Raw genomic sequence first — 22,828 nt, forward strand, 5'->3', positions numbered from 1 at the left:
TAATCCTAATAATTACATTTTATAAAAGTAGAATATGAGAAAATTAGTAATGTTATTATGCGTTTTACTTTTTGCTGCAGCGGTGAGTGCACAAAAAAGTAAAAAACCCAATATTGTTGTAATAATGGGTGACGACATCGGTTTTTGGAATCTCAGTTACAATAACAAAGGCATGATGGGGTATAAAACACCCAATATCGACCGGCTTGCCCATGAAGGGATGCAGTTTACTGATTATTATGCCGAGCAATCGTGCACGGCAGGAAGGTCAGCCTTCATTACCGGACAAATGCCAATCCGAACAGGATTAACCAAAGTAGGTCTTCCGGGTTCAACCCTTGGTATACAGCCTGAAGATCCAACACTGGCTGAATTATTGAAACCTCTTGGGTATGCCACAGGGCAGTTTGGTAAAAATCATTTGGGTGATTTAGATGAGTTTCTACCAACCAATCATGGTTTTGATGAATTCTATGGGAATCTGTATCACTTGAATGCTGAAGAAACACCCGAAGAGCCTGATTATCCTAAAAACCCGGAATTTAAAAAGAATTATGGCCCCAGAGGAGTTATACGAAGCTATGCTGACGGTAAAGTTGAAGATACAGGTCCATTGACCAGCAAACGCATGGAAATGATCGACCAGGAATTTGCTGATGCAGCTATCGATTTTATTGAAAAGAAAGCAAAAGATAAGACACCGTTTTTCTGCTGGTTTAATTCATCACGGATGCATTACAATACACATGTGCCCAAAGAATATGAGGGCAAGTCAGGCCTGAATTTTTACGCCGATGGAATGATGCAACACGATGACCATGTAGGACAAATACTGGATAAACTAGATGAATTGGGAATTAGCAAGAATACGATTGTGATTTATACAACCGATAATGGTCCGCATTTTAATATGTGGCCCGATGGTGCTATTACCCCTTTTCGTGGAGAAAAGAATACAAACTGGGAAGGTGGTTACCGTGTGCCTTGTCTCATTCGTTGGCCGGGTAAAATTGAACCCAATAGTGTCGTTAATGAAATTGTAACCGGAACAGATTGGGTGCCTACAATTATGGCAGCAGTTGGTGAATCCGACATTATTAATAAGTTGAAGAAAGGTTATAAAGGGGTTGACAGAACTTATAATGTGCATTTGGATGGTTATAACTTATTACCTTATTTAACAGGTGAAAAGAAATATGGAAAGGATGAGTACGGGTGGACAACCTGGCCGCGCAGAGAGTTCTACTATTGGAGTGATGATGGAGATTTGGTAGCAATGCGCTACGAAAAATGGAAAATTGTTTTTATGGAGCAACAATCTGAAAAATTTGGAGTTTGGATGTATCCATTCGTAAAACTAAGAATCCCTTTAATATTTGACCTGCGTATGGATCCATTTGAGAAGGCACAGCATAATTCCAATACCTATTACGAATGGCTTGAACATAAAGCTCAGTTTGTTGCGGTTGGAGCGCAAGTGATTGCAGCAAATATGCTAACTACCTTTAAGGATTATCCTCCACGTCAGAAGCCTGCATCTTTTAACCTGGAGCAGGTGATGGAAGGATTTATGAGAGCTTCTGAAGGTAAGTAAGCAGGTGATGAGTGTTTTGAGTTGTGATTAAGTATTTGGCCGTAATAGTTGGTTGAAGCTTAAGAAAAATACAAAATAAAAGCCACCCGTTTGGGTGGCTTTGTTCTTATTGCCATTGAGGATGTTTTTTTAATTCTTTTTCCAGTGTAGCCTTTATGTTTTGTTCGTTGTTAGAGAGCGAATCGAGGCATAGCGGATTTTTTTCCAATCGATCATTGGTGAGATTATAAAAACTACTGTCAGGATAGAGTTTATACTCAAGCGTTCGAATAAATTGGTTTCTGTATTGATTGACATACTTGCCCCATTGCGGATCATAATGAATAAAGGCGGTCTGTCTTGGTTGATAGTCTTCGCCATTTAGTAAAGGGTAAAAACTTTTGCCATCAGACTGAACATCAGTGTCTGTTAGCTCTGCCAGTGTAGGGAAAAAATCACTAAACTCAATCAAATCTTCAAATACAGCTTTCTCTTTTATTTTAGAAGGCCATTTAACAACTAATGGCACATGTGTTCCTGCATCCGTTGTCTTTCCTTTTCCTCCAACGATGACCTCCTTTGCCAAATGCGATTGAATAGTAGGGTGTGTACCATTATCACCTGTGAAAATGACTATGGTGTTGTCATCCAGGTTTAACTCTTCAAGTTTATTAACAATCTTACCAACTATTTTATCGGTATAAGCAACCATATCTTTAAAATAGGTGGTGTCATTTTTATATCTTATTTCCTGATTAGACCACTCAGGCGATTCCGGCGTTGGAACAAATGGATCATGAACCAGAACCATTGGGTAGTAAACAAAAAATGGTTCATCTTTTTTTCTCTCAATAAAATTCAGTACAAAATTGGAGAAAATATCCGGTCCATAGTCATCACGGTTTCTTTCCAGACTTTTTCCGTTTTGTTCAATTAATGGATTTCCATACCTCTCACCTTTATCTCTTGTTTGGGTGAGTTGCCATAAGCAGTATTCTTCAAATCCGAATTTATTGGGGCGTGTGTTATCATTCCAATCGGCAATAGTATCTTGATAGGCTAGTCCGTTTAATTGCCACTTTCCAGCTATGCAGGTGGCGTAACCGGCATCCTGCATCAAATTTCCAAATGTATATTCCGAAAGGTTCAGGTGTCCAAAGAAATCATAGTTTTTGTAGTTGTATTTACCGGTCATTATTTTAACCCTTGAAGGGGTACACAAAGGTTGCGAAACACAGTTTGAGAAGAGGATTCCCTGATTGGCTATTTTGTCAATGTTGGGTGTTTGATACGATGTAGAGCCATAAGCACCAACGCATTCATAACCCATGTCATCAGCCATTATCAGGATAACATTAGGTTTGTTTTTTTCCACATTTGTTGAGCAGGAATAGATGAAGCTAGTCAATAATACCAGTGATATTCTATATAAAGTATTCATTTCTTTTCTTTTTAGCGAGTGACACTTACTGGATTATAATCATCTAAAAATATTAATAAAGATTGAATCTTTATAAAATAAAAAAAGCCATCCGATTGGATGGCTTTCTTATCTTTTGAAAAAGATCGGACTGAATTACTCAGCAGCCGGAGCTTCAGGAGCTTCCTCAGTTCCTTCAGTAGCTTCTTCTTCAGCTTCCTCACCTGCAGCTTCTGCAGCAGCAGCTTTGGCAGCAGCCTCAGCTTCAGCAGCCAATTCAGCTTTCTTAGCAGCAAGAGCTTCTGCTCTTTCAGTGTTGATCTTAGCTTCCTGCTCTAAACGCTCTTTAGTAGCGTCAGCTTTAGCACCTGCTAATTGATCTTTCTTAGCTTGAACCTTACCTTCTTTTTCAGCTAACCAAGCGTTGAAACGCTTCTCAGCTTCTGCCTCATCAAAAGCACCTTTCTTAACACCTTCCAATAAGTGCTTCTTCATCATCACACCTTTGTACGATAAAATCGCACGAGCAGTGTCAGTTGGCTGAGCACCTTTGTCAAGCCATGTAAGAGCTTTGTCAAAGTTTAAATTGATTGTAGCAGGGTTTGTGTTCGGGTTGTAAGAACCAATTCTTTCAATGAACTTACCATCGCGTGGTGATCTGCTATCAGCTACTACAATGTGGTAGTAAGCATACCTTTTACGTCCGTGACGTGCCAGTCTAATTTTTACAGGCATAGTATTCGTTTTAATAATTAAACAATTGCAAAAACTCGTTTTGCGGCTGCAAAGATAGAGCTTTAATTGTTATCTAACAATAGGTTGCATCTTAATATTTCGATTAAATCACTAAAAGAATAACGAATTGTAAATATGCAAAATAATAAACGCAGAGACACAAAGGCACAGAGTTATTCAAGAATGTGTTAAAAAAACTCTGCGTCTCAGCGCCTCTGTGTTGAGTTTTATTTTCTGATACTGTGCTTTTATCCGCCATCAGCAGAAAACAAAGCATTAACATTTTTCTCCTCGGCATTCCCCTTTTAATTCGTTAAATTCGCCAACCGGAACTATATAAGTTCGCTAAATTCGATAATACTGATTCTGAGATGTTTTTAATATTTGATACCGAAACCACCGGATTACCCAAGAAGTGGAAAGCACCATTAACTGACTTTGAAAACTGGCCACGCATGGTTCAGTTGGCCTGGCAAGTGCACGATGTGGAGGGTAATTTCCTGTTTGCCAAAAACCATGTAATCACACCCGATGGATTTGTGGTGCCCGAAGATGTGGTGGCGGTGCATGGTATATCAACCGAAATAGCTCAGGAAAAAGGTATTCCGCTCAAAGAGGCCTTGCTCGATTTTATGGAAGATGTTAAAAACGCGAAGTTTATCATCGGCCATAATGTATCCTTTGACATCAATATTGTTGGTTGCGAATTGCTTCGCAGCGAGATGGATGAAACCGACCTGACGACCGCCCCTGTTATTGATACCATGACGGGCAGTAAAGAGTATTGTGACCTGAAGCGCAAAGGTCAGCTGAAGAATCCAACACTGACCGAACTTCACCTGAAGTTGTTTGGTGTTCCTTTTGCTGAAGCGCACAATGCTGCTGCCGATGTGGAAGCGACTTCGCGTTGTTTCCTGGAGTTGATTCGTGTTGATGGATTAAGTGCAGATCTGCATAAGCTATCGCCTAAACAGATTCAGGCCTTTAAAGCCAATAACCCGACGACCATTCAATTGGTGGGTATCGAATACGAATCCTTTAAAGTGGCGTCGGCTTTTGATGAGGTATCCATTGAAGAGGAAGAGCGGAAATGGGAGGAAGCCAAAAAGAATATTGACCCTCAACCTTTTGTGCACCTGCACGTGCATTCACAATATTCTATTTTAGATGGTGCTGCTAAAACGGCTGATATTGCTGCTAAAGCAAAAGAAGATGGAATGTCAGCTGTGGCCATTACAGACCATGGTAGTATGTTTGGAGCCAAAGAGTTTCATGTGGCCTGTTCAAAAGTGGATATAAAACCCATTATTGGCGTGGAGGCTTATGTGGCTAAGCGAGGTCATTTGCGCAAAGACGATAAAACAGATTCAGGCGGTCATCATATTATTTTACTGGCAAAAAACTATACAGGTTATCAAAACCTGATGAAGTTGACCTCCATAGCGCATACGCATGGTATGTATTACAAGCCGCGTATCGATAAAGATTTATTGGAGCAGTATAGCGAAGGCGTGATTGTGAGCAGTGCCTGCCTGGGCGGTGAAGTGGCTCAACACATTATGGCTGGTAATATTGATAAAGCTAAAGAGACGATTCTTTGGTATAAAGATGTGTTTGGAGAGGATTATTACCTGGAAATCATGCGACACCGCAATAACGATCCACGCCTGCGAGCGGATGTGTATGAAAATCAGGTGAGGGTGAATAAAGTGATTCGTCGATTGGCAGCCGAATTGAGCGTGAAGGTGATTGCCACCAACGACTCGCATTTTATGAATCCCGAAGATGCAGAGGCACACGATGTTCTTGTGTGTTTGAGCACCGGGCGCGATTACGATGATCCGACGCGCATGCGATACACCAAGCAAGAGTGGTTTAAAACCACCGAGGAGATGAACGAGTTGTTTGCCGATGTGCCCGAAGCATTAGCCAATACCGCTGAAATTGCTGATAAGGTTGAAGCATTTAAGTTGGATGCGAACCCTATTATGCCACCTTTTGATATTCCGGAGGAGTTTGGTACAATGGACTCGTATCGCGAGAAATTTAATGAAGCCAAATTAATTGAAGAATTTGGTGAAGACAGATATGAGAAGCTGGGAGGCTATGATAAAGTATTGCCCATTAAACTGGAAAGCGATTACCTTGAACACCTCACCTTTGAAGGTGCTAAAAAGCGTTATCCGGGCGATGAACTAACCGGTGATAAAAAAGAACGTCTGGAGTTCGAGTTAGAAACAATTAAAACCATGGGTTTCCCGGGGTACTTCCTGATAGTTCAGGATTTTATCAACTGGGCCAAAGATAACGGGGTTCTGGTAGGACCCGGTCGTGGTTCGGCTGCCGGTGCTGCAGTGGCCTATTGTGTGGGTATTACGGATGTGGATCCGATTAAATACGATTTGCTGTTTGAGCGATTTCTGAATCCCGACCGTATCTCCATGCCCGATGTCGATATCGATTTTGATGATGATGGACGACAAGAAGTATTGGATTATGTGACACATAAATATGGGCAAAAGAAAGTAGCACACATCTGTACCTTTGGTACGATGGCTACCAAGAGTTCCATCAAGGATGTGGCGCGAGTATTGCGTCTTGATTTGGCTGAAGCCAACCGCCTGGCCAAGATGGTGCCCGAAGCACCTAAGATGAGTTTTAAAAAGGCCTATAAGGAAGAACCGGCCTTGCTTGAAGAAAAAGAATCATCGAATCCGCTTATTGCCCAAACGATTCGGTTTGCCGAGGCTTTAGAGGGATCGGTACGACAAACAGGTGTTCACGCCTGTGGTGTATTGATTGGTAAAAATGCGCTTGACGAGCACGTACCCGTTATGCCAACCAAAGGAGAGGAGCTGCTCACCACCCAATACGATGGTCGTTTTGTAGAAGATATTGGTTTGTTGAAGATGGACTTCCTGGGGCTGAAAACACTATCTATTATTAAAGAAGTGCTGGATAACGTAAAGCTCTCAAAAGGCATTGATGTAGACATCAATAATGTGAACCTTGAAGATGAGGAGACCTTTCAGCTCTTTAGCCGCGGTGAAACAACAGCCATCTTCCAGTTTGAGTCGCCGGGAATGAAAAAACACCTTAAGGCGTTAAAGCCAAACCGTTTCGAAGACCTGGTAGCCATGAACGCCTTGTATCGTCCAGGACCAATGGAATACATCCCTTCTTTTATTGCCCGTAAGCATGGGCGCGAAGAGATAGAATATGATCACCCGATGATGGAGCCCTACCTGAAAGATACCTATGGTATTACTGTTTATCAGGAGCAGGTGATGCTTCAGTCGAGGGCCTTGGGTGGTTTTACCCGTGGTGACTCCGATTCGTTGCGTAAGGCCATGGGTAAGAAGATTATGGCCATGATGGATAAGTTAAAAGAAAAGTTCATCAAAGGCTGTTTGGCCAGTGAAGAGTTTGTGAGTGCTTGTAAAGATGGCAAAACCTCTATTCCCAAACCAGAGGATCTGATTGAGAAAATTTGGAAAGACTGGGAAGCCTTTGCCAGTTATGCCTTCAATAAGTCGCACTCGGTGTGTTATGCCTATATTGCTTATCAAACCGGTTACCTGAAAGCACATTACCCTGCTGAATTTATGGCAGGTGTATTAAGTCGTAACCTGAGCGATATTACCAAGATCACCAACTTCATGGAAGAGTGTAAGAACATGGGGATGGATGTATTGGGACCTGATGTCAATGAATCGTACCGTAAGTTTACGGTAAATAAAGAAGGGGCGATTCGTTTTGGAATGGCGGGTATTAAAGGTGTTGGTGAAGGTGCCGTGGAAGCCATCATTCAGGAACGTGAAAAGAATGGGCCATTTAAAACGGTTTACGATTTCGTGGAGCGGTTACCGCTAACCACCGTTAACAAAAAGAACATTGAAGCGTTGGCCTTTTCCGGAGCTTTCGATACGATGGGCGACTATCATCGTGCACAATTCTTTGGCAAGCACGAAAATGATGATATGAACTTTATTGAGCATCTGATTCGATACGGTAACCGCTATCAGGCCGATAAAGCCTCATCGCAAAACTCGTTGTTTGGTGCCATGGGGGGCGATATTGCCATTAAAACACCTGATATGCCCAATTGTATTGAGTATTCAATCATCGAAAAACTCAATCACGAGAAGGAATACATTGGGATCTATCTGTCAGCTCATCCGCTTGATCAATATAAGTTGGAGATGAATCATTTTATCCACCATCGCTTAAAGCAGTTGGATGATTTGGAGGCCATGAGAGGTCGTGATATTACAGTGGCGGGTAGTGTGGTTAATGTACGTCGCGGAACAACTAAAAAAGGAAACCCGTATGGCATTATGACAATGGAAGATTATACAGGTTCCTTTGAATTCGCCTTTTTTGGGAATGATTTTACAGAATATCTGCCCTATTTGGAAATAGGCTATTTTATTATGGTGAAAGGCCGTGTTCAACCAAGGCGATATAACCAGGAAGAACTGGAGTTCAAAATTAACAATATCAAGTTCCTAAGTGAACTGCGTGATACCATGGTTAACACGGTCACTTTAACGGTGCCGCTAAACGCTATAAAGCAAGAGCTGATTACTGAACTGGCCAACATTCTTCAGAGTAATGAAGGCAATGTAACACTAAAGTTTATGGTTAGGGACCCGGAAACAAAAAATGCGGTGCAGTTTCTGTCAAGGAGCATGCGGGTGGATTTAAACGATGATTTGATAAAATATATAGATGAACATCAGGATATAGAAATGAGTATTGCTTAGTACTTGATGAGAATCAGTTATTATTCTTATTTCTATATATTAAAAAATGTGTATTTTTGAACATGCCCAATTAAAAATATTTAACTTTGGGCAATCACTTTTAAGTTAGGAAGTTAAAATTTTAAATAATAATAAAGTAAAACAGATTTGCTATGTTGATCGAAGTTACTGATGCCAATTTTGAAGAGTTAGTATTAAATTCAGACAAGCCAGTATTGGTTGATTTTTGGGCTGAATGGTGTGGGCCATGTCGTATGGTTACGCCTATTGTTAAAGAATTGGCGGAAGAATATGGTGATAAAGCCGTAATCACAAAAATGGATGTGGACAGTAATCCTGGTACTTCAGTTAAGTTTGGTATTCGTAACATCCCAACCATTTTATTCTTTAAAAATGGTGAAGTAGTTGACAAACAAGTTGGAGCCGTTCCAAAAACTATATTGGCATCAAAAATTGATGCTCTATTATAGTAACAAAATACTTATAATGAGGGCTGTCAAATTTTTGACAGCCTTTTTTTAATCCTTAAATTTAAACTACCCCCTTATTTTAATTTATTATGAAACAATTACATGTATTGATGGCTGTGATGGTTATTGCACTTAGCAGTTGTCAGTTTTTTGGGCCACAAAAAGAAGTGGTAAAAACAGGTTCTAAAAATGCAGATGGAACTTTTATTAAAAAGCGTCATTTCAATGATGATCCACACTCGCCTGTTGAGTGGGAGATATCAATGAAATTTCAGGAAGGTAGCAAATCAGCTATTCGTCATGGTGTTTCAAAGCGCTTTTCAAAGTCCGGAAAGCTGTTGGAAACGATTACTTATAAAGAAAATAAAAAAGATGGTATCCGATTAACCTACCATTCAACAGGTAAAGTATATAAAGAACAGCCGTATATAGATGGGCGGTTAAATGGTATTTGTAAACGCTACGATCGTGATGGTGAGTTAACGGCCGAGTATGAATACAAAAATGGTTTGCCAGGTATTGGTTTGAAGCGATACACCAACCTGGGTAAACTACGTCCCGATCCTGTAATAAAGATTACTAAAAACGATAATATTCGTACAACGGGCACTTACGTTCTAGGTTTGTCTTTGGCAGGTGAAGGAGTAAAAAGCATTAAATCTGTTGAGTATTATGAAGGTCAGCTAATCGAAGGTAAATACTACCACAAAAACTTATCGCCTGCTAAAAAGTTATCATCTAAAAAAGGTGAGATAAGCATTAAGCTTCCTAAGGGTAGTTCTATCAACAAAACGCTTAACATTGTAGCAGTTTGTAAAACAACGGATGGTTTGCAGTTGATTATGCAAAAGCCAGTTAAAGTTGATGCGCGTGGAATATAATTGTTAGTACGATATAAAATGAAAGGCTCGGAATTGATTTTCCGAGCCTTTTTTATTTTCTGACTGTCTAGTCCAATAATCTGTAACGGTTATTTAGGACTAGTCAGACTATTCAATAGTGTTTATCCCATCATCATTCCTACGATTGTGGCCGACATAAGGGAGGCTAATGTACCAGCTAATAATGCTCTGAATCCAAACTTTGAAAGGAATTCTCGTTTGTTTGGAGCTAAACCACCGATTCCTCCAATCTGTATGCCAATGGATGCAAAGTTGGCAAAGCCACAAAGCATATAAGTGGCCATAATCACCGACTTACTATGCATCAGAGCACCGGTCGATTTAAATTCAGCCAGGCTGGTGTATCCAACAAATTCACTGGCAATAATCTTCTCACCCAATAGCTGACCAACTAAAGCAATATCCTGTGAAGGAACACCAATCAGCCACATCAGTGGTGCTAGGCAGTAGCCTAAAATAAATTCAAGATTAAAATGTTCGTACTGGCCGTTGGTCCATTGTGCAATGGAGTCATTTAAAGTAGTCCATTCGCCCACTTTATCAAAACCATAGTTGATAAGCGCAATAAAGGCGAAGAATACCAATAGCATGGCACCAACATTAGCTGCCAGCTTTAAACCTTCAGTTGTTCCGTTACTCATGGCATCCAAAATGTTGCTGCCAATTTTGTCCATCGATATTTTAATCTCCGATTTAATTTCTTCTGTTTGAGGAACCAATACTTTAGAAATAACAATAGCGCCCGGAGCTGCCATAACCGAGGCCGTCAATAAGTGTTTGGCAAACATCAGGCGTTGAACCGGGTCATCGCCGCCCAAAAAACCAATATAAGCTGCCAGTACTCCACCGGCAACTGTTGCCATTCCGCCTACCATCACTAAAAACATTTCCGAGGCATTCATCTTAGGCAAGTAAGCCTTAATCATTAAGGGAGCTTCGGTTTGACCAAGGAAAATATTACCGGCAACGGATAAACTTTCAGCTCCAGATAGTTTAAGTGCTTTGGTTAAGGCCCAAGCCAGTGCCCAAACAATCTTCTGAATAATGCCTAAGTAGAATAGCACACTGGTCAGCGCCGAGAAGAATATAATGGTTGGTAAGATTTGGAATGCAAAAATGTAACCGAATGTAGATGAATCTAAGAGGTCGCCAAGCAGAAATTCACTACCTACTTTTGTAAAATCCAGTACAAGTGTGAATAGCTTACCTAAAAATTCAAAAATGCTTTGTACGAAAGGAATGTAAAGCACGGAAACAGCTAATAATAGCTGGATAGTCAGGCCAATGCCAACCACTTTCCAGGAGATGCCTTTGCGGTTTAAACTAAATAACCAGGCAATGCCAATTAATATGGCCATGCCAAACAGTCCGCGGAGAATTCCCATAAAGTTAAAAGACGTAGCCGTGTTAATTTCTACAACTGCATTATGGTTTTGGGCAAATAAAGTCGTCGTGAATATTAAGCAAATTAATGCCAGAAGATATTTCTTCATAAGGTTTAGGAATTTAAATAAATGATAGTTGGAGTAGAGAACAAACTATTGGTTCTCTCTGCGGTTGATTTCATCTCTGATTTTTGAGGCTTTTTCATAGTCCTCAGCCAGGATGGCTTCCTCCAATAGTTTTTTTAAGTCATCCAATGATTTGGATTGATATTTTGTGCTCTCCTTTTTCTTCGTTTCTGTTTTTTCAATAGGGGTAATAGTATGCCCTTCTTCCTTTTTATCAAAATCAAGTACAATACCTGCTTTTTCTATAATATCATCATAGGTATATATTGGGCAGCCAAAGCGTAAGGCTAAAGCAACAGCATCGGATGTGCGTGAGTCGATGTGAAGCTTCTCATTTTCTCTCTGACAAACTAACTCAGAATAAAAAATGCCTTCTTCCAGTTTGTACACAACTACCTCCTGGATATCAATATTAAATGATTTTGAAAAGTTAAGGAATAAATCGTGTGTTAACGGGCGGGGTGGTTCTAATCCTTCAAGCTTTATGGCGATTGATTGTGCTTCTACTCCTCCAATGATTATTGGAATTCGTCTTTCTCCATCTTCTTCGGCCAAAACCAGAGCGTAAGCGCCTGACTGAGTTTGGCTATACGATAAACCAAGAATGTTTAACTTGATTTTTTTTCTGCTCATAATCGCTGCTTAGATCATTGTCTCTTATGCTTCTGATGCAAGAAATTGCTTCAAAAGAAGAGAGGATTAGTGTTAATAATGCATTGAAACAAATATAGTAATTACTTTTTAACATTTTTAGATAAAGGCTTTTTAATAAGCGATTCATTATCTTTAGAGGGCATAAAAAACTAATTTTCAGCAAAGAGAACGTTTTTTTATTTGTGTTGGAAAGTAATTTTATATACTTTTGCACTCCATTAGAATCTTGTGGGGTAGAAAAAGTGGCTTTTAAAGTAAGTCCACCTCCTGGATAAAACCATAAATAATTGGTGACATGTACGCAATTGTTGATATTGCTGGACAGCAATTCAAAGTAGAGAAAGAAAGAAAAATCTTTGTGCATCGATTGAGTGCCGAGGAAGGTGCTACAGTTGAATTTGAAAAAGTACTTTTAACAGACAACGAAGGAGACGTTAAGATTGGTGCTCCTGTTGTAGAAGGTGCTAAAGTAACTGCGAAAGTTCTATCACACGTTAAAGGTGATAAAGTAATCGTTTTCAAGAAGAAAAGAAGAAAAGGTTACCAGAAGAAGAATGGACATCGTCAGTGCTTCACTCAAATTCAAATTGAAGAAATCGTAGGTTAGTAACTCAAAAAAATTAGAATAAGATGGCACATAAGAAAGGCGTCGGTAGTTCGAAGAACGGTAGAGAGTCGGAAAGTAAACGACTTGGCGTAAAAATTTATGGCGGTCAGGCTGCCAAAGCTGGAAACATCCTTGTAAGACAACGAGGAACACAGCACCATCCAGGTGAGAACGTTGGTATGGGTAAAGACCACACTTTGTTCGCATTGATTAATGGTACTGTTGCTTTCCGCAAGAAAAAAGACAACAAATCTTATGTATCAGTAGTTCCTTTTACTGCTGAATAATAAGATTACTGAAAGCATTATTAAATCTCCTGTTTTTATTACTTTCGTAATGAATTCAGGAGATTTTTTTTACTCGAAAACGAAATAACGGTATGTTGACGTTAAAATTTATACAGGATAACAAAGATTTAGTTGTTGAACGTCTTAAAATCAAGAACTTCGACGCATCAGGGATTGTTAATGCAATCATCGATTTAGATAATAAACGAAAAGCGACTCAGGTTGAAGCAGAATCATTTCAGCAGGAGATGAATGCGCTGTCTAAAGAAATTGGTCAACTATTTAAATCGGGTAAAGCAGAAGAAGCCAACCAGGCTAAGGCTCGCACAGGCGAATTAAAAGATAAGATTAAGGAACTAAATACTTCATTAGATGAGATTACCGCTCAGCTAAATGAGCAGTTGGTTGCATTACCAAACATTCCAAATGAGATTGTTCCTCCCGGGAAAGGTGAAGAAGACAATGTGGAAGTGAAAGCGGGTGGTGCTATGCCACAGCTGGAAGCGAAAGAACCGCATTGGGATCTGATTAAAAAGTACGATCTGATTGATTTTGAATTGGGTACTAAAATCACTGGAGCAGGATTCCCTGTATATAAAGGAAAAGGTGCTCGTTTGCAGCGTGCTTTAATTAATTTCTTCCTGGATGAAGCTGAGAAAGCTGGTTACAGCGAGGTGATTCCGCCGTTAGTGGTGAATGAAGACTCTGGTTTTGGCACTGGTCAGTTACCTGATAAAGAAGGGCAGATGTACCATGTAACAGCTGACAACCTGTATTTAATTCCAACGGCAGAAGTACCGGTAACGAATATTTTCCGAGATGTAATTTTAAAAGCTTCAGAAATGCCGGTGAAGCATTGTGCTTACTCAGCTTGTTTCCGTCGCGAGGCAGGTTCATGGGGAGCTCACGTACGGGGTTTGAATCGCTTACACCAGTTCGATAAGGTAGAGATCGTACAAGTGGCTCATCCTGATCAGTCGTATGAGATTTTGGATAAGATGGTGGCTCATGTACAAACTTTGGTCGAAAAATTAGAATTGCCATGGCGTATCTTGCGTTTATGTGGTGGCGATTTAAGTTTTACATCGGCATTAACATATGACTTTGAGGTGTACTCAGCCGCTCAGGAGCGTTGGTTAGAAGTTAGTTCGGTATCAAATTTTGAGAGTTACCAGGCTAATCGTTTAAAGCTGCGTTACAAAGAAGACGGTGAGAAGAAAGCCCAGTTAGCGCACACTTTAAATGGTAGTGCTTTGGCCTTACCGCGTATTGTTGCAGCTATTTTAGAAAATAACCAAACGCCTGAAGGTATCAAGGTGCCTGAGGTATTGGTTCCTTATTGCGGATTTGATATTATTAAGTAAGATTTACTTTATACTACACCTCGACATCGTTCACCGAGCGGTGTCGGGGTTATTTTTTTTCTACTGACTACAGTTTAAATAATATTATTACTAAATACTTATGTATATATTCAACACCACTTTTATGATTGATGATGCCATTGTTGATGATTGGAAACAGTGGATGAACCGCAACTATGTTCCTACGATGAAGGACTTGGTAAAAAGTATTCGTGTTGAGTTATACGAAGTAATGGCTGTGGTTGAGGAAGGAAACACCAATTTTTCGTGTCAGATGCAGGTAACTAACCCCGCTGATTTGGATACGATTAATAAATATAACGCCATTCTAGTCAATAATGTGAAAGAAAAGTTAGGCGAAAAGTGTCTGACCTTCAGTTCTATCCTTAACGAAGTAAAGCTTGGCTAAGGAGCGCATTATACTCGGTATTGACCCAGGTACTACTGTGATGGGCTACGGTATTATTCGGTGTGTGGGTAATAAAGCTGACATGGTGACAATGGGTGTGCTTGAGCTGCATAAGTACGGAGATCATTACCTGAAGTTGCAAAAGATTTTTGAGCGTGTGGTGCAGTTGGTTGATACCTATCATCCGGATGAGCTGGCTATTGAAGCTCCGTTCTATGGCAAAAACGTTCAGTCGATGTTGAAATTAGGACGAGCACAAGGTGTGGCTATGGCAGCAGCTTTGACGCGTTCTCTGCCTATTTTTGAATATGCTCCGTTACGTATCAAGCAAGCTATAACCGGCAATGGTCGTGCATCAAAAGAGCAAGTGGCTATGTTGCTTCAAAACCTGTTGAAGATTAAAGAACTACCCAAATACCTGGATGCTACCGATGGATTAGCTGCCGCGTATTGCCATTTTCTGCAAAATCAACGCGTGAATATTTCCGGTGGAGCGAAGAGCTGGAAAGAGTTTATGAGTAAAAATCCTGGACGCGTTAAAAAGTAAGCTAAGCAGGATCCACATCTATCTGAAAGGTGACATAACGAAATTCCTGCTGTGCCTGTAAGTTAAAAATAGCTTCGCGCATTAAATCTTTCACTTTGGCTGGCGATGCTTTCTTCTCCATCTTAATTAAAATCTTCTTAATAAACAGGTTTTGAATCCGGTTGATAACCGGTGCCTGAGGACCTAATACACGATTGCCAAAAATTACTCGTAGTTGCTCGGCCAGGAGGTGTGAAGCTTTGTTTGTTACCCGCTGATCTTTGTGCTTAACGGTGATGTTAATCAGGCGGTAAAAAGGTGGATATTTAAACAGTTGACGTTCTTCCAGCTGACCATTGTAATGATTGCTGAAGTTATGGTTGATGACATCCATAATAACCGGATGTTTAGGATTAGAAGTTTGTAACACCACTAAACCTCGCTTGTTTTTACGACCGGCACGGCCACTTACTTGTGTCATTAGTTGGTAGCTGCGCTCAAAAGCCCTGAAGTCGGGATAATTCAACATGTTATCGGCATTGAGGATACCAACCACGCTTACATTATCAAAGTCGAGCCCTTTGGATATCATTTGTGTACCAATAAGGATGTGCACTTCGCCCTCTTCAAATTTCTTGATTATTTTATCGTAACCCGACTTGCTGCGTGTCGTGTCTAAATCCATTCGCGCCACCTTATGGTCTGGATAAAGCAGGCTCATTTCTTCCTCAATCTTTTCTGTGCCAAAGCCACGCGTCTCAATGGCCGGACTATGACAAGCCGGACAAACAGTAGGCAACTGCATGGCGTGGTTGCAATAATGGCAAACCAACTGGTTGAGGTGCTTATGATAGGTCATGGACACATCGCAGTTAACGCATTTGACTACATGAGCGCATTGTCCGCATTCGATAAAGGGACTAAATCCACGACGGTTTTGAAACAAGATGACTTGTTCACCTTTTAGTAAAGCGTTATCAATCTTCTCTAGAAGAACCGGCGAGAAATGTGAATTCATCTGCTTCTTTCGCTTGGCTTCACGCACGTCTACAGCAATTACTTCAGGCATCTCAATGCCTTCGTAGCGTTGAGTTAATTCTACCAATGCATACTTTCCTTGTTGTGCATTGTAATACGATTCGATAGAAGGCGTGGCTGTCCCCAGAAGTGTTTTAGCTCCAAAGAAATTGCCCAACACAATAGCCGCATCGCGTGCATGATACCTAGGTGCCGGGTCAAACTGTTTATAGGTATTTTCGTGTTCCTCATCAACAATGATCAGTCCCAGGTTGGAGAAGGGCAAAAACACCGAAGAGCGAACACCTACAATCAATTGGTAATCTTTTTGTTGCAATAGGTTATTCCATACTTCAACACGTTCGGCATCGGCAAATTTACTGTGGTAAATACCCATTTTATTGCCAAAATGCTTTTGCAGGCGTGAAGTAATTTGCGTGGTTAAGGCAATTTCGGGCAAAAGATATAGCACCTGTTTGCCTTGCTGGAGCTGCTCTTCAATCAAATGAATATAAATCTCAGTTTTTCCACCTGAAGTGACACCATGTAGTAACGTGACGTCATGTGTTTCAAAGCCCGTTTTTATTTCATCAAAAGCAGTTTGCTGAACCTCACTTAGGGCATTTGCTATTTGTACTTCTTTATCGTCTAAATCAAGTCGATCGATGGCACGTACCTGTTCGAGCAGTATATTTTTTTTACATAACTCTTTAATGGCAGGCTGGCTGGCATTGGCATTTTTTAGTAATTGGGTTTTGCCAACCGATTGGTTCGTTATGGCACCTGTTAAGCCACCCACCTGCGACAATAAGGTCATCAGTAACTCTTGCTGCCTGGGGGCTCTCGACAACTTATCAAAAACCTGCTGAAGTGCCTCTTCCGACTGACAATCAGGGTGAAGAGAAATGACCTTCTCAGTTTTGGCTTTATAACTTTCTTTTAAATGCTCATTGACAAAAACGGCGTTATACTCCAATAAGCGTTTTACAACAGGCAAGCTATTTTTTAAACCGCTTGATTGATTAATGTCGTTGATGGAGCATACCTTTTTGCCGGCAATGATATCGAGTACTTTGTTTTCTCGATCTGAAAGTGGAAATTCGGCTTCAAAATCGGCATTGTAGATAATGCGTGTTTCGCTTTCCATTTTCAAGCCCGATGGCAAAGCTGCTTTGTACACTTCGCCTAAAGTGCATTGGTAGTAATCAGCCAGCCAATTCCAGAACATGAGTTGATAAGCATTCACCACTGGTTTATCATCTAAAACTGAGATGATATCCTTCGTTTCGTATTCTTCAGGCTGGTTATGATGTAGTTGGCACACAATGCCCGAGTACACCTTCTTCTTTCCAAAAGGTACTGCTACACGCTTTCCAATACTTGACAGATGTGTTAAATCATCAGGCACAGCATAGGTAAACAGCCTGGGCAGAGGCACAGGTAAAATGATATCGGCAAAAAGAGGCTTGTTACTCATTCATGAAATTTGAATGTGTAAAGATAAAAATTAGAAATCAGAGAAAAGACAAAAGATTCAAGATGGCGAAGGTTTTATTAGTATCTATGTTTTTATCAAGATAAAACTAGACGTTTTGTTAACTTCGTCTTTTTAATGGATGAATGATGCTAAAACTAACCACTTTACTAGACAATAAGCAACATAAAAAACAGCTACTTTGCGAACATGGTTTGTCGTTCTTGCTGCAAACAGATAATCATACAATTCTTTTTGATACCGGGCAAACAGATAAGTTTATTGTTAATGCTCAAAAACTTGGCATTGATTTAGCTGAGGTAGACTATGTGGTACTAAGTCATGGGCATTATGATCATACTGGCGGTTTAATCGATTTTTTTGAATATAACTCAACAGCCAAAGTCATTATTCACAATAAGGCTTTCAAGCAACGCTTTTCTCGTTCATCAGCAATGATTAAAGAGAATGGTATTCGTTGGCGAGATCAATATGAAAAGTTTGCTTCCCGGTTTATTTTGTTGGATGAAGATTATCAACTCACTGATGATATATGGATTTTAAGTGATATCAAACCCCAAGCAGATTTTGAAGTGGTGAACGAACGTTTGGTTGTTAAAGAGAACGAACAATTTATTCCGGATACTTTTACTGATGAGTTGATATTGGTTGCTAAAACCAACAATAAACCTGCTGTTTTATGTGGTTGTGCGCATACAGGTATTGTTAATATTTTGCACCAGGTAAAAGAGCGGCTACAGTTTAGTTCGTTTTCAGTAGTGGCTGGTGGCTTGCACTTAAACGGAGCCAATGAGCAGCAAGTTGAACATGTCATTAGTGGTTTGTCGGCATTTGAAGTTGAGCAATGGGCTTTAAATCATTGTACCGGCGATTGTGCTTTTGAATTATTTGAAAAAGCATATTCTGAGAGAGTTACATATGCTGGAGCAGGATTGGTGTTAAGCATGTAGGGGCTTCCATCACGAATTTTATATCATTGAGCAATAAATTAAACCTTTCTGTCAAAACTTCTTACACAAGTCAAATACTGTTAAATATATTTTACTTATCTTACTTGTAAAATACTTTTAACCATGCTCGTAAAAACCTTTGGCTCTGCTGTTAGTGGCATAGATGCCTATACTATAACCATTGAAGTAAATATCTCAAAAGGTATTCGTTTTTATTTGGTTGGCTTGCCCGATAATGCCGTGAAAGAGAGTCAGCAACGCATAGAGTCGGCTTTAAAGGTGAGTAACTATAAATGGCCGGGGCATAAGATTGTTATCAATATGGCACCTGCTGATATACGCAAAGAAGGCGCTGCCTACGATTTACCTTTAGCCATTGGGATATTGGCTGCCTCTTCACAAATCGTTAATCATAAACTCAAGGATTACATCATTATGGGCGAATTATCGCTCGATGGCAGTCTGCAAGCTATCAAAGGCGTGCTGCCAATGGCATTGCGAGCCAAAGAAGAAGGTTTTAAGGGCTGTGTCTTACCACTTGAAAATGCCCGCGAAGCAGCTGTTGTGAAAGGGATTGATATTTTTGGCTTTGAAAACATCACGCAAGTCATTCGTTTTTTGGAAGATGATGATTCTTTTGAGCCGGTTAAAGTAGATACCGATCAGGAATTTGAAAGAGGCATACAAGCCGTTGATTTTGATTTTTCGGAAGTAAAAGGACAGGAGAGTGTCAAGCGTTCGCTTGAGATTGCAGCCGCCGGTGGTCACAACCTGATTATGATTGGCCCGCCCGGTGCAGGAAAATCGATGTTGGCCAAACGGCTGGCCAGTATACTACCTCCTTTAACACTGGATGAAGCCCTTGAAACCACTAAGATTCATTCGGTAGCTGGTAAAACAGGAAACGAAACCGCCTTGATTACGCAACGTCCTTTCCGAAGTCCTCATCACACTATTAGCGATGTCGCCCTCGTTGGGGGTGGCTCTTTCCCGCAGCCAGGCGAAATATCATTGGCGCACAATGGGGTGTTGTTTCTGGATGAATTACCGGAGTTTAAACGAACTGTATTAGAAGTGATGCGCCAGCCATTAGAAGATCGTCGTATCAGTATTTCGCGAGCTCGCTTTACCATCGATTATCCGGCCAGTTTTATGCTGGTATCGTCGATGAATCCTTGTCCGTGTGGCTATTTTAATCATCCTGATAAGAAATGTGTGTGCAGCCCTGGTGTTGTGCAAAAATATTTAAGTAAGATATCGGGACCGTTACTAGACCGCATCGATTTGCACATCGAAGTGGTGCCCGTACCCTTTAACAAACTGGCCGAGGCACCGCCTTCGGAGAATAGTATTTCGGTGAGAGAGCGGGTGATAAAAGCGCGTAAAACACAAAACCAGCGCTTTAATGGTGATGATAAAGTGCATTGCAATGCCCAAATGAGCAGTCGTTTGCTGGCCAAACATGCCACACCCGATGAGGCTGGTATGAATATATTAAAGACAGCCATGGAGAAGCTGGATTTATCGGCCAGGGCCTACGACCGTATCCTGAAAGTATCGCGTACCATTGCCGATTTGGAAGATTGTGAAACAGTTCAGGCACACCATGTAGCCGAAGCTGTTCAATACCGTAGTTTAGATAGAAGTAATTGGGGGGCGTAGTCTTTACCCAGACATCATGAACGAATAACTAATCGGGAATATTTGTGCAAAACGTCGGGACTATTTTTAAATGGCCTCGACGTTTTACCTTTTTCTTAGAGTCTGCGCTAGCGGGGTTTCTCTATATCATGTATGTTTTAATCACTGTCTTTAGAAAGTGGATAACTGTCTAATAATAAAAAAGAAAGGGTGATTTAATTAAGCCTTCGAAACGATTTTAAAAAACATAGGGAAGATTTTGCAAAAACGTCGTTACGTTTTACTAAAAACATGCTTACGTTTTTGTGAAAACATAAGCACGTTTTTTAAGCCTTATCGTTATGCCAAAGATATCAAACATATAATCCTATCTTTGCTATAGTAAATGCTCAGGTTTATAGTTGCAACAATCATCGAAGTATGCTAAAACATTCTTTTACTTCGTGTTGTTGTATAACTAATCCAAAATCAACTAAAAAGGAACGTATGACATCGAATAGCTTAATGGATCCTATCGGTCGCCTGATGGGCCTAAGATATAAATCGCATCCCTGGCATGGGGTTGACATTGGCGACAAATGCCCGGAGATACTAACGTGTTTTATTGAGGTAGTACCAACGGATACCATTAAATACGAAGTGGATAAAGAAAGCGGTTACCTGCGTATTGATCGTCCTCAGAAATACTCCAACGTGGTGCCGGCGCCTTATGGTTTTATTCCGCAAACCTATTGCGGTAAGCTGGTTGGGAAATACTGTGCCGAAAAATCGGGTAAAAAAGACATAATTGGTGATGGCGACCCATTGGATATTCTGGTTCTGACCGAAAAGGATATTCCGCACGGCGATGTGTTGGCACAGGCTATTCCTATTGGCGGTTTCCGCATGTTGGATGGTAATCAGGCCGACGATAAAATTATATCGGTGCTGAAGAATGATGTGGTGTATGGCGAATACAAGGATATCAATGACATGCCAGAAATGGTGATTAAGCGATTAAAGCACTATTTTCTGACTTATAAAGATATGCCGGGTTTAAGCAATGATTCGGAGATTACACACGTGTATGGTGCCGAAGAAGCCAAGGAAGTGATTAAACTGTCGATTAAAGATTACGAGAATCGTTTTGAGGGTTTGCGTAAAGCTTTATCGACTTACTAAGCATATGCTGCTGAATCCCCCTCTCCCTTCGGGTTTCTCCCCCTAGGGAGAATGGTAAAGTGTCTGAATTTTTATTCGACTAATATTGAAAGTTTTTGGTCTAGAATTTTAGTTCAAAAATATGCTCACTACCCTCTTGCTGATAACTGATGGAGATGCCGGAAATATCGCAGATGCGTTTAACGATAGAAAGGCCAATGCCCAACGATTGCGGGTGTTGGCTGTTTTTTTGAAAGCGGCCAAAGAGTTTCTCAGGCTCGTATGTTACTGCCAAACCACTGTTGCTGATTTTCAGTGAGTTGTTATCGATTAACACTTTGATGAAGCCATTCTTAATATTGTGTCGGATGGCATTTTTAAGCAGGTTAAGTATTAAGGTATGCGCCAGCGACATATTCATTGTTGAACTGAGCTGACTTCTTGAAATAATGTCAACTTTCAAATCTGCTTCATCAATGAGTGGTTCTAAATTCTCCAGCTGTTTGCGAATGAGTTCATTGAAGTTAACCATTTCGGCATCGGCAAAGACACGGTTATCCAGTTTGGCCAGAAATATTAAGGCCTGATTGGTTTTCGACAGTCGATTGGTTGTTTCGATTAAGCCGGCAATGGTTTTAATCTGCTCTTCCGTTAAGTTATCGGCTTGTATCAGTTCATCCAGTTTGGCGTTGATGATGGCTAAAGGTGTCTGCAATTCATGCGATGTGTTGCCCGTGTATTCTTTCAGACGGATATAATCTTCCTTAATCTTTTTATCCATCGCATTAAATACCTCATTCAGCTGCTCAAACTCATCTATGTCTGAGGTCATCAGGTCTAAGCGATTGTCTTTGTTAACATCAAAGGCTTTTAGCTTGTTGATGGTGTCGTAAAAAACTGACAGCGAATATTTAGTGGAAGCACGGTTAACCAGGTATAGAATTAAAAAGAAAATAACCGGAAAAACCGTTAACATCAGTGTAAACTTCATCACCATTAAGTCCGACGGCGCCGTAGAACGTACGATAGTGTAGCGAATGGTTTGTTTATCAGTTGGTTTTAAATAGGTTAGTTTTCGATAAAACTCATAGTTAGAAGTTGTTTTATCCTGGATAATGGTATCAGTAAAAGCATGCTGGGTTTTATTAATCTGAATCTGTAAAGTATCAATGCTGACATCGGCATAGGTAAGACATGAATTATTGTGATGATCAACCTGACTTTGTGCTTCTAACAGCTCGTTGTTAAACATTTTATTAACCGCAAAACGGATAAAATAATAACCGCCCAGACTTCCGATAAAAAAGAAGAAAATACTGGCTGAGATAAAATTAAGTCCGGTTTTGGTTAGTAATTTCATG

Annotated in this window: 18 protein-coding genes; 12 read left to right on the plus strand and 6 right to left on the minus strand. The window is 40.4% G+C overall.

Annotated features, from left to right (window positions below; genetic code table 11):
- The first annotated feature begins 34 nt into the window (after window positions 1–34).
- The gene (locus J1N10_RS04830; RefSeq protein WP_262325544.1) at window positions 35–1,594 is read left to right on the plus strand and encodes an arylsulfatase; all 1,560 of its coding nucleotides are present in this window, start codon (window positions 35–37) and stop codon (window positions 1,592–1,594) included.
- A gap of 106 nt (window positions 1,595–1,700) precedes the next feature.
- On the opposite strand, the gene J1N10_RS04835 is transcribed toward J1N10_RS04830, so the two are convergent.
- Together J1N10_RS04835 and J1N10_RS04840 are read right to left on the minus strand one after the other, a co-directional pair.
- Complete coding sequence (locus tag J1N10_RS04835; RefSeq protein ID WP_262325545.1) at window positions 1,701–3,014, minus strand: sulfatase-like hydrolase/transferase; 1,314 nt, start codon at window positions 3,012–3,014, stop codon at window positions 1,701–1,703.
- A gap of 135 nt (window positions 3,015–3,149) precedes the next feature.
- On the minus strand, window positions 3,150–3,728 hold the full coding sequence (locus tag J1N10_RS04840; RefSeq protein WP_262325546.1) for a 30S ribosomal protein S16: 579 nt from the start codon (window positions 3,726–3,728) through the stop codon (window positions 3,150–3,152).
- A 371-nt stretch (window positions 3,729–4,099) separates the two neighbouring features.
- On the opposite strand from J1N10_RS04840, the gene dnaE reads away from it, so the two are divergent.
- From dnaE to J1N10_RS04855, 3 genes are all read left to right on the plus strand, one after another.
- The gene (gene dnaE, locus J1N10_RS04845) at window positions 4,100–8,494 is read left to right on the plus strand and encodes a DNA polymerase III subunit alpha (protein WP_262325547.1); all 4,395 of its coding nucleotides are present in this window, start codon (window positions 4,100–4,102) and stop codon (window positions 8,492–8,494) included.
- Window positions 8,495–8,646: 152 nt separating this feature from the next.
- Window positions 8,647–8,964 (plus strand): thioredoxin, encoded by a 318-nt coding sequence (gene trxA / locus J1N10_RS04850; RefSeq protein WP_262325548.1) that lies wholly within the window; start codon window positions 8,647–8,649, stop codon window positions 8,962–8,964.
- 89 nt (window positions 8,965–9,053) lie between these two features.
- Window positions 9,054–9,845, plus strand: coding sequence for a toxin-antitoxin system YwqK family antitoxin (locus J1N10_RS04855; RefSeq protein WP_262325549.1), 792 nt, complete (start codon window positions 9,054–9,056; stop codon window positions 9,843–9,845).
- Window positions 9,846–9,967: 122 nt separating this feature from the next.
- Here the strand turns inward: J1N10_RS04855 and J1N10_RS04860 are convergent, their stop codons facing one another.
- Together J1N10_RS04860 and J1N10_RS04865 are read right to left on the minus strand one after the other, a co-directional pair.
- Complete coding sequence (locus J1N10_RS04860; RefSeq protein WP_262325550.1) at window positions 9,968–11,359, minus strand: NupC/NupG family nucleoside CNT transporter; 1,392 nt, start codon at window positions 11,357–11,359, stop codon at window positions 9,968–9,970.
- Window positions 11,360–11,404: 45 nt separating this feature from the next.
- A complete protein-coding gene (locus J1N10_RS04865; RefSeq protein WP_262325551.1) occupies window positions 11,405–12,010 on the minus strand; it encodes a bifunctional nuclease family protein in 606 nt (201 codons plus the stop codon).
- Between the two features lie 316 nt (window positions 12,011–12,326).
- Between J1N10_RS04865 and rplU the strand changes: the two genes are divergently transcribed.
- The 5 genes from rplU (at window position 12,327) to ruvC (ending at window position 15,245) form a co-directional block, all read left to right on the plus strand.
- Window positions 12,327–12,638 (plus strand): 50S ribosomal protein L21, encoded by a 312-nt coding sequence (gene rplU / locus J1N10_RS04870; protein ID WP_262325552.1) that lies wholly within the window; start codon window positions 12,327–12,329, stop codon window positions 12,636–12,638.
- A 23-nt stretch (window positions 12,639–12,661) separates the two neighbouring features.
- Window positions 12,662–12,925: a 50S ribosomal protein L27 gene (rpmA, locus tag J1N10_RS04875; RefSeq protein WP_262325553.1), complete on the plus strand. Its 264-nt coding sequence runs from the start codon at window positions 12,662–12,664 to the stop codon at window positions 12,923–12,925.
- Between the two features lie 92 nt (window positions 12,926–13,017).
- The gene (serS, locus tag J1N10_RS04880; protein ID WP_262325554.1) at window positions 13,018–14,289 is read left to right on the plus strand and encodes a serine--tRNA ligase; all 1,272 of its coding nucleotides are present in this window, start codon (window positions 13,018–13,020) and stop codon (window positions 14,287–14,289) included.
- 100 nt (window positions 14,290–14,389) lie between these two features.
- The gene (locus tag J1N10_RS04885; protein WP_262325555.1) at window positions 14,390–14,698 is read left to right on the plus strand and encodes a DUF4286 family protein; all 309 of its coding nucleotides are present in this window, start codon (window positions 14,390–14,392) and stop codon (window positions 14,696–14,698) included.
- Entirely contained in the window at window positions 14,691–15,245 is a 555-nt protein-coding gene (gene ruvC / locus J1N10_RS04890; protein WP_262325556.1) for a crossover junction endodeoxyribonuclease RuvC, read from the plus strand. The genes J1N10_RS04885 and ruvC overlap by 8 nt, the downstream gene beginning before the upstream one ends.
- A 1-nt stretch (window position 15,246) precedes the next feature.
- Here ruvC and priA read toward each other — a convergent pair whose 3' ends face one another.
- A complete protein-coding gene (gene priA, locus J1N10_RS04895; protein ID WP_262325557.1) occupies window positions 15,247–17,718 on the minus strand; it encodes a replication restart helicase PriA in 2,472 nt (823 codons plus the stop codon).
- 143 nt (window positions 17,719–17,861) lie between these two features.
- Between priA and J1N10_RS04900 the strand changes: the two genes are divergently transcribed.
- From J1N10_RS04900 to J1N10_RS04910, 3 genes are all read left to right on the plus strand, one after another.
- A complete protein-coding gene (locus J1N10_RS04900) occupies window positions 17,862–18,686 on the plus strand; it encodes an MBL fold metallo-hydrolase (RefSeq protein WP_262325558.1) in 825 nt (274 codons plus the stop codon).
- A 123-nt stretch (window positions 18,687–18,809) separates the two neighbouring features.
- Window positions 18,810–20,348 carry a YifB family Mg chelatase-like AAA ATPase gene (locus J1N10_RS04905; RefSeq protein ID WP_262325559.1) on the plus strand — a complete coding sequence of 513 codons (1,539 nt, stop codon included), beginning with the start codon at window positions 18,810–18,812 and terminating at the stop codon, window positions 20,346–20,348.
- A gap of 465 nt (window positions 20,349–20,813) precedes the next feature.
- Window positions 20,814–21,488 (plus strand): inorganic pyrophosphatase, encoded by a 675-nt coding sequence (locus J1N10_RS04910; RefSeq protein WP_262325560.1) that lies wholly within the window; start codon window positions 20,814–20,816, stop codon window positions 21,486–21,488.
- 100 nt (window positions 21,489–21,588) lie between these two features.
- Here the strand turns inward: J1N10_RS04910 and J1N10_RS04915 are convergent, their stop codons facing one another.
- Complete coding sequence (locus J1N10_RS04915; RefSeq protein ID WP_262325561.1) at window positions 21,589–22,827, minus strand: sensor histidine kinase; 1,239 nt, start codon at window positions 22,825–22,827, stop codon at window positions 21,589–21,591.
- Between the last annotated feature and the right edge of the window lies 1 nt (window position 22,828).

This window comes from Carboxylicivirga litoralis (assembly GCF_025499605.1).
Classification (GTDB): Bacteria; Bacteroidota; Bacteroidia; order Bacteroidales; family Marinilabiliaceae; genus Carboxylicivirga; species Carboxylicivirga litoralis.

Bases quoted from the DNA above. Each gene is read 5' to 3' on its own strand.
- J1N10_RS04830 (WP_262325544.1), top strand. From the start codon at position 35: ATGAGAAAATTAGTAATGTTATTATGCGTTTTACTTTTTGCTGCAGCG.
- J1N10_RS04835 (WP_262325545.1), bottom strand. From the start codon at position 3,014: ATGAATACTTTATATAGAATATCACTGGTATTATTGACTAGCTTCATC.
- J1N10_RS04840 (WP_262325546.1), bottom strand. From the start codon at position 3,728: ATGCCTGTAAAAATTAGACTGGCACGTCACGGACGTAAAAGGTATGCT.
- dnaE (WP_262325547.1), top strand. From the start codon at position 4,100: ATGTTTTTAATATTTGATACCGAAACCACCGGATTACCCAAGAAGTGG.
- trxA (WP_262325548.1), top strand. From the start codon at position 8,647: ATGTTGATCGAAGTTACTGATGCCAATTTTGAAGAGTTAGTATTAAAT.
- J1N10_RS04855 (WP_262325549.1), top strand. From the start codon at position 9,054: ATGAAACAATTACATGTATTGATGGCTGTGATGGTTATTGCACTTAGC.
- J1N10_RS04860 (WP_262325550.1), bottom strand. From the start codon at position 11,359: ATGAAGAAATATCTTCTGGCATTAATTTGCTTAATATTCACGACGACT.
- J1N10_RS04865 (WP_262325551.1), bottom strand. From the start codon at position 12,010: ATGAGCAGAAAAAAAATCAAGTTAAACATTCTTGGTTTATCGTATAGC.
- rplU (WP_262325552.1), top strand. From the start codon at position 12,327: ATGTACGCAATTGTTGATATTGCTGGACAGCAATTCAAAGTAGAGAAA.
- rpmA (WP_262325553.1), top strand. From the start codon at position 12,662: ATGGCACATAAGAAAGGCGTCGGTAGTTCGAAGAACGGTAGAGAGTCG.
- serS (WP_262325554.1), top strand. From the start codon at position 13,018: ATGTTGACGTTAAAATTTATACAGGATAACAAAGATTTAGTTGTTGAA.
- J1N10_RS04885 (WP_262325555.1), top strand. From the start codon at position 14,390: ATGTATATATTCAACACCACTTTTATGATTGATGATGCCATTGTTGAT.
- priA (WP_262325557.1), bottom strand. From the start codon at position 17,718: ATGAGTAACAAGCCTCTTTTTGCCGATATCATTTTACCTGTGCCTCTG.
- J1N10_RS04900 (WP_262325558.1), top strand. From the start codon at position 17,862: ATGATGCTAAAACTAACCACTTTACTAGACAATAAGCAACATAAAAAA.
- J1N10_RS04905 (WP_262325559.1), top strand. From the start codon at position 18,810: ATGCTCGTAAAAACCTTTGGCTCTGCTGTTAGTGGCATAGATGCCTAT.
- J1N10_RS04910 (WP_262325560.1), top strand. From the start codon at position 20,814: ATGACATCGAATAGCTTAATGGATCCTATCGGTCGCCTGATGGGCCTA.
- J1N10_RS04915 (WP_262325561.1), bottom strand. From the start codon at position 22,827: ATGAAATTACTAACCAAAACCGGACTTAATTTTATCTCAGCCAGTATT.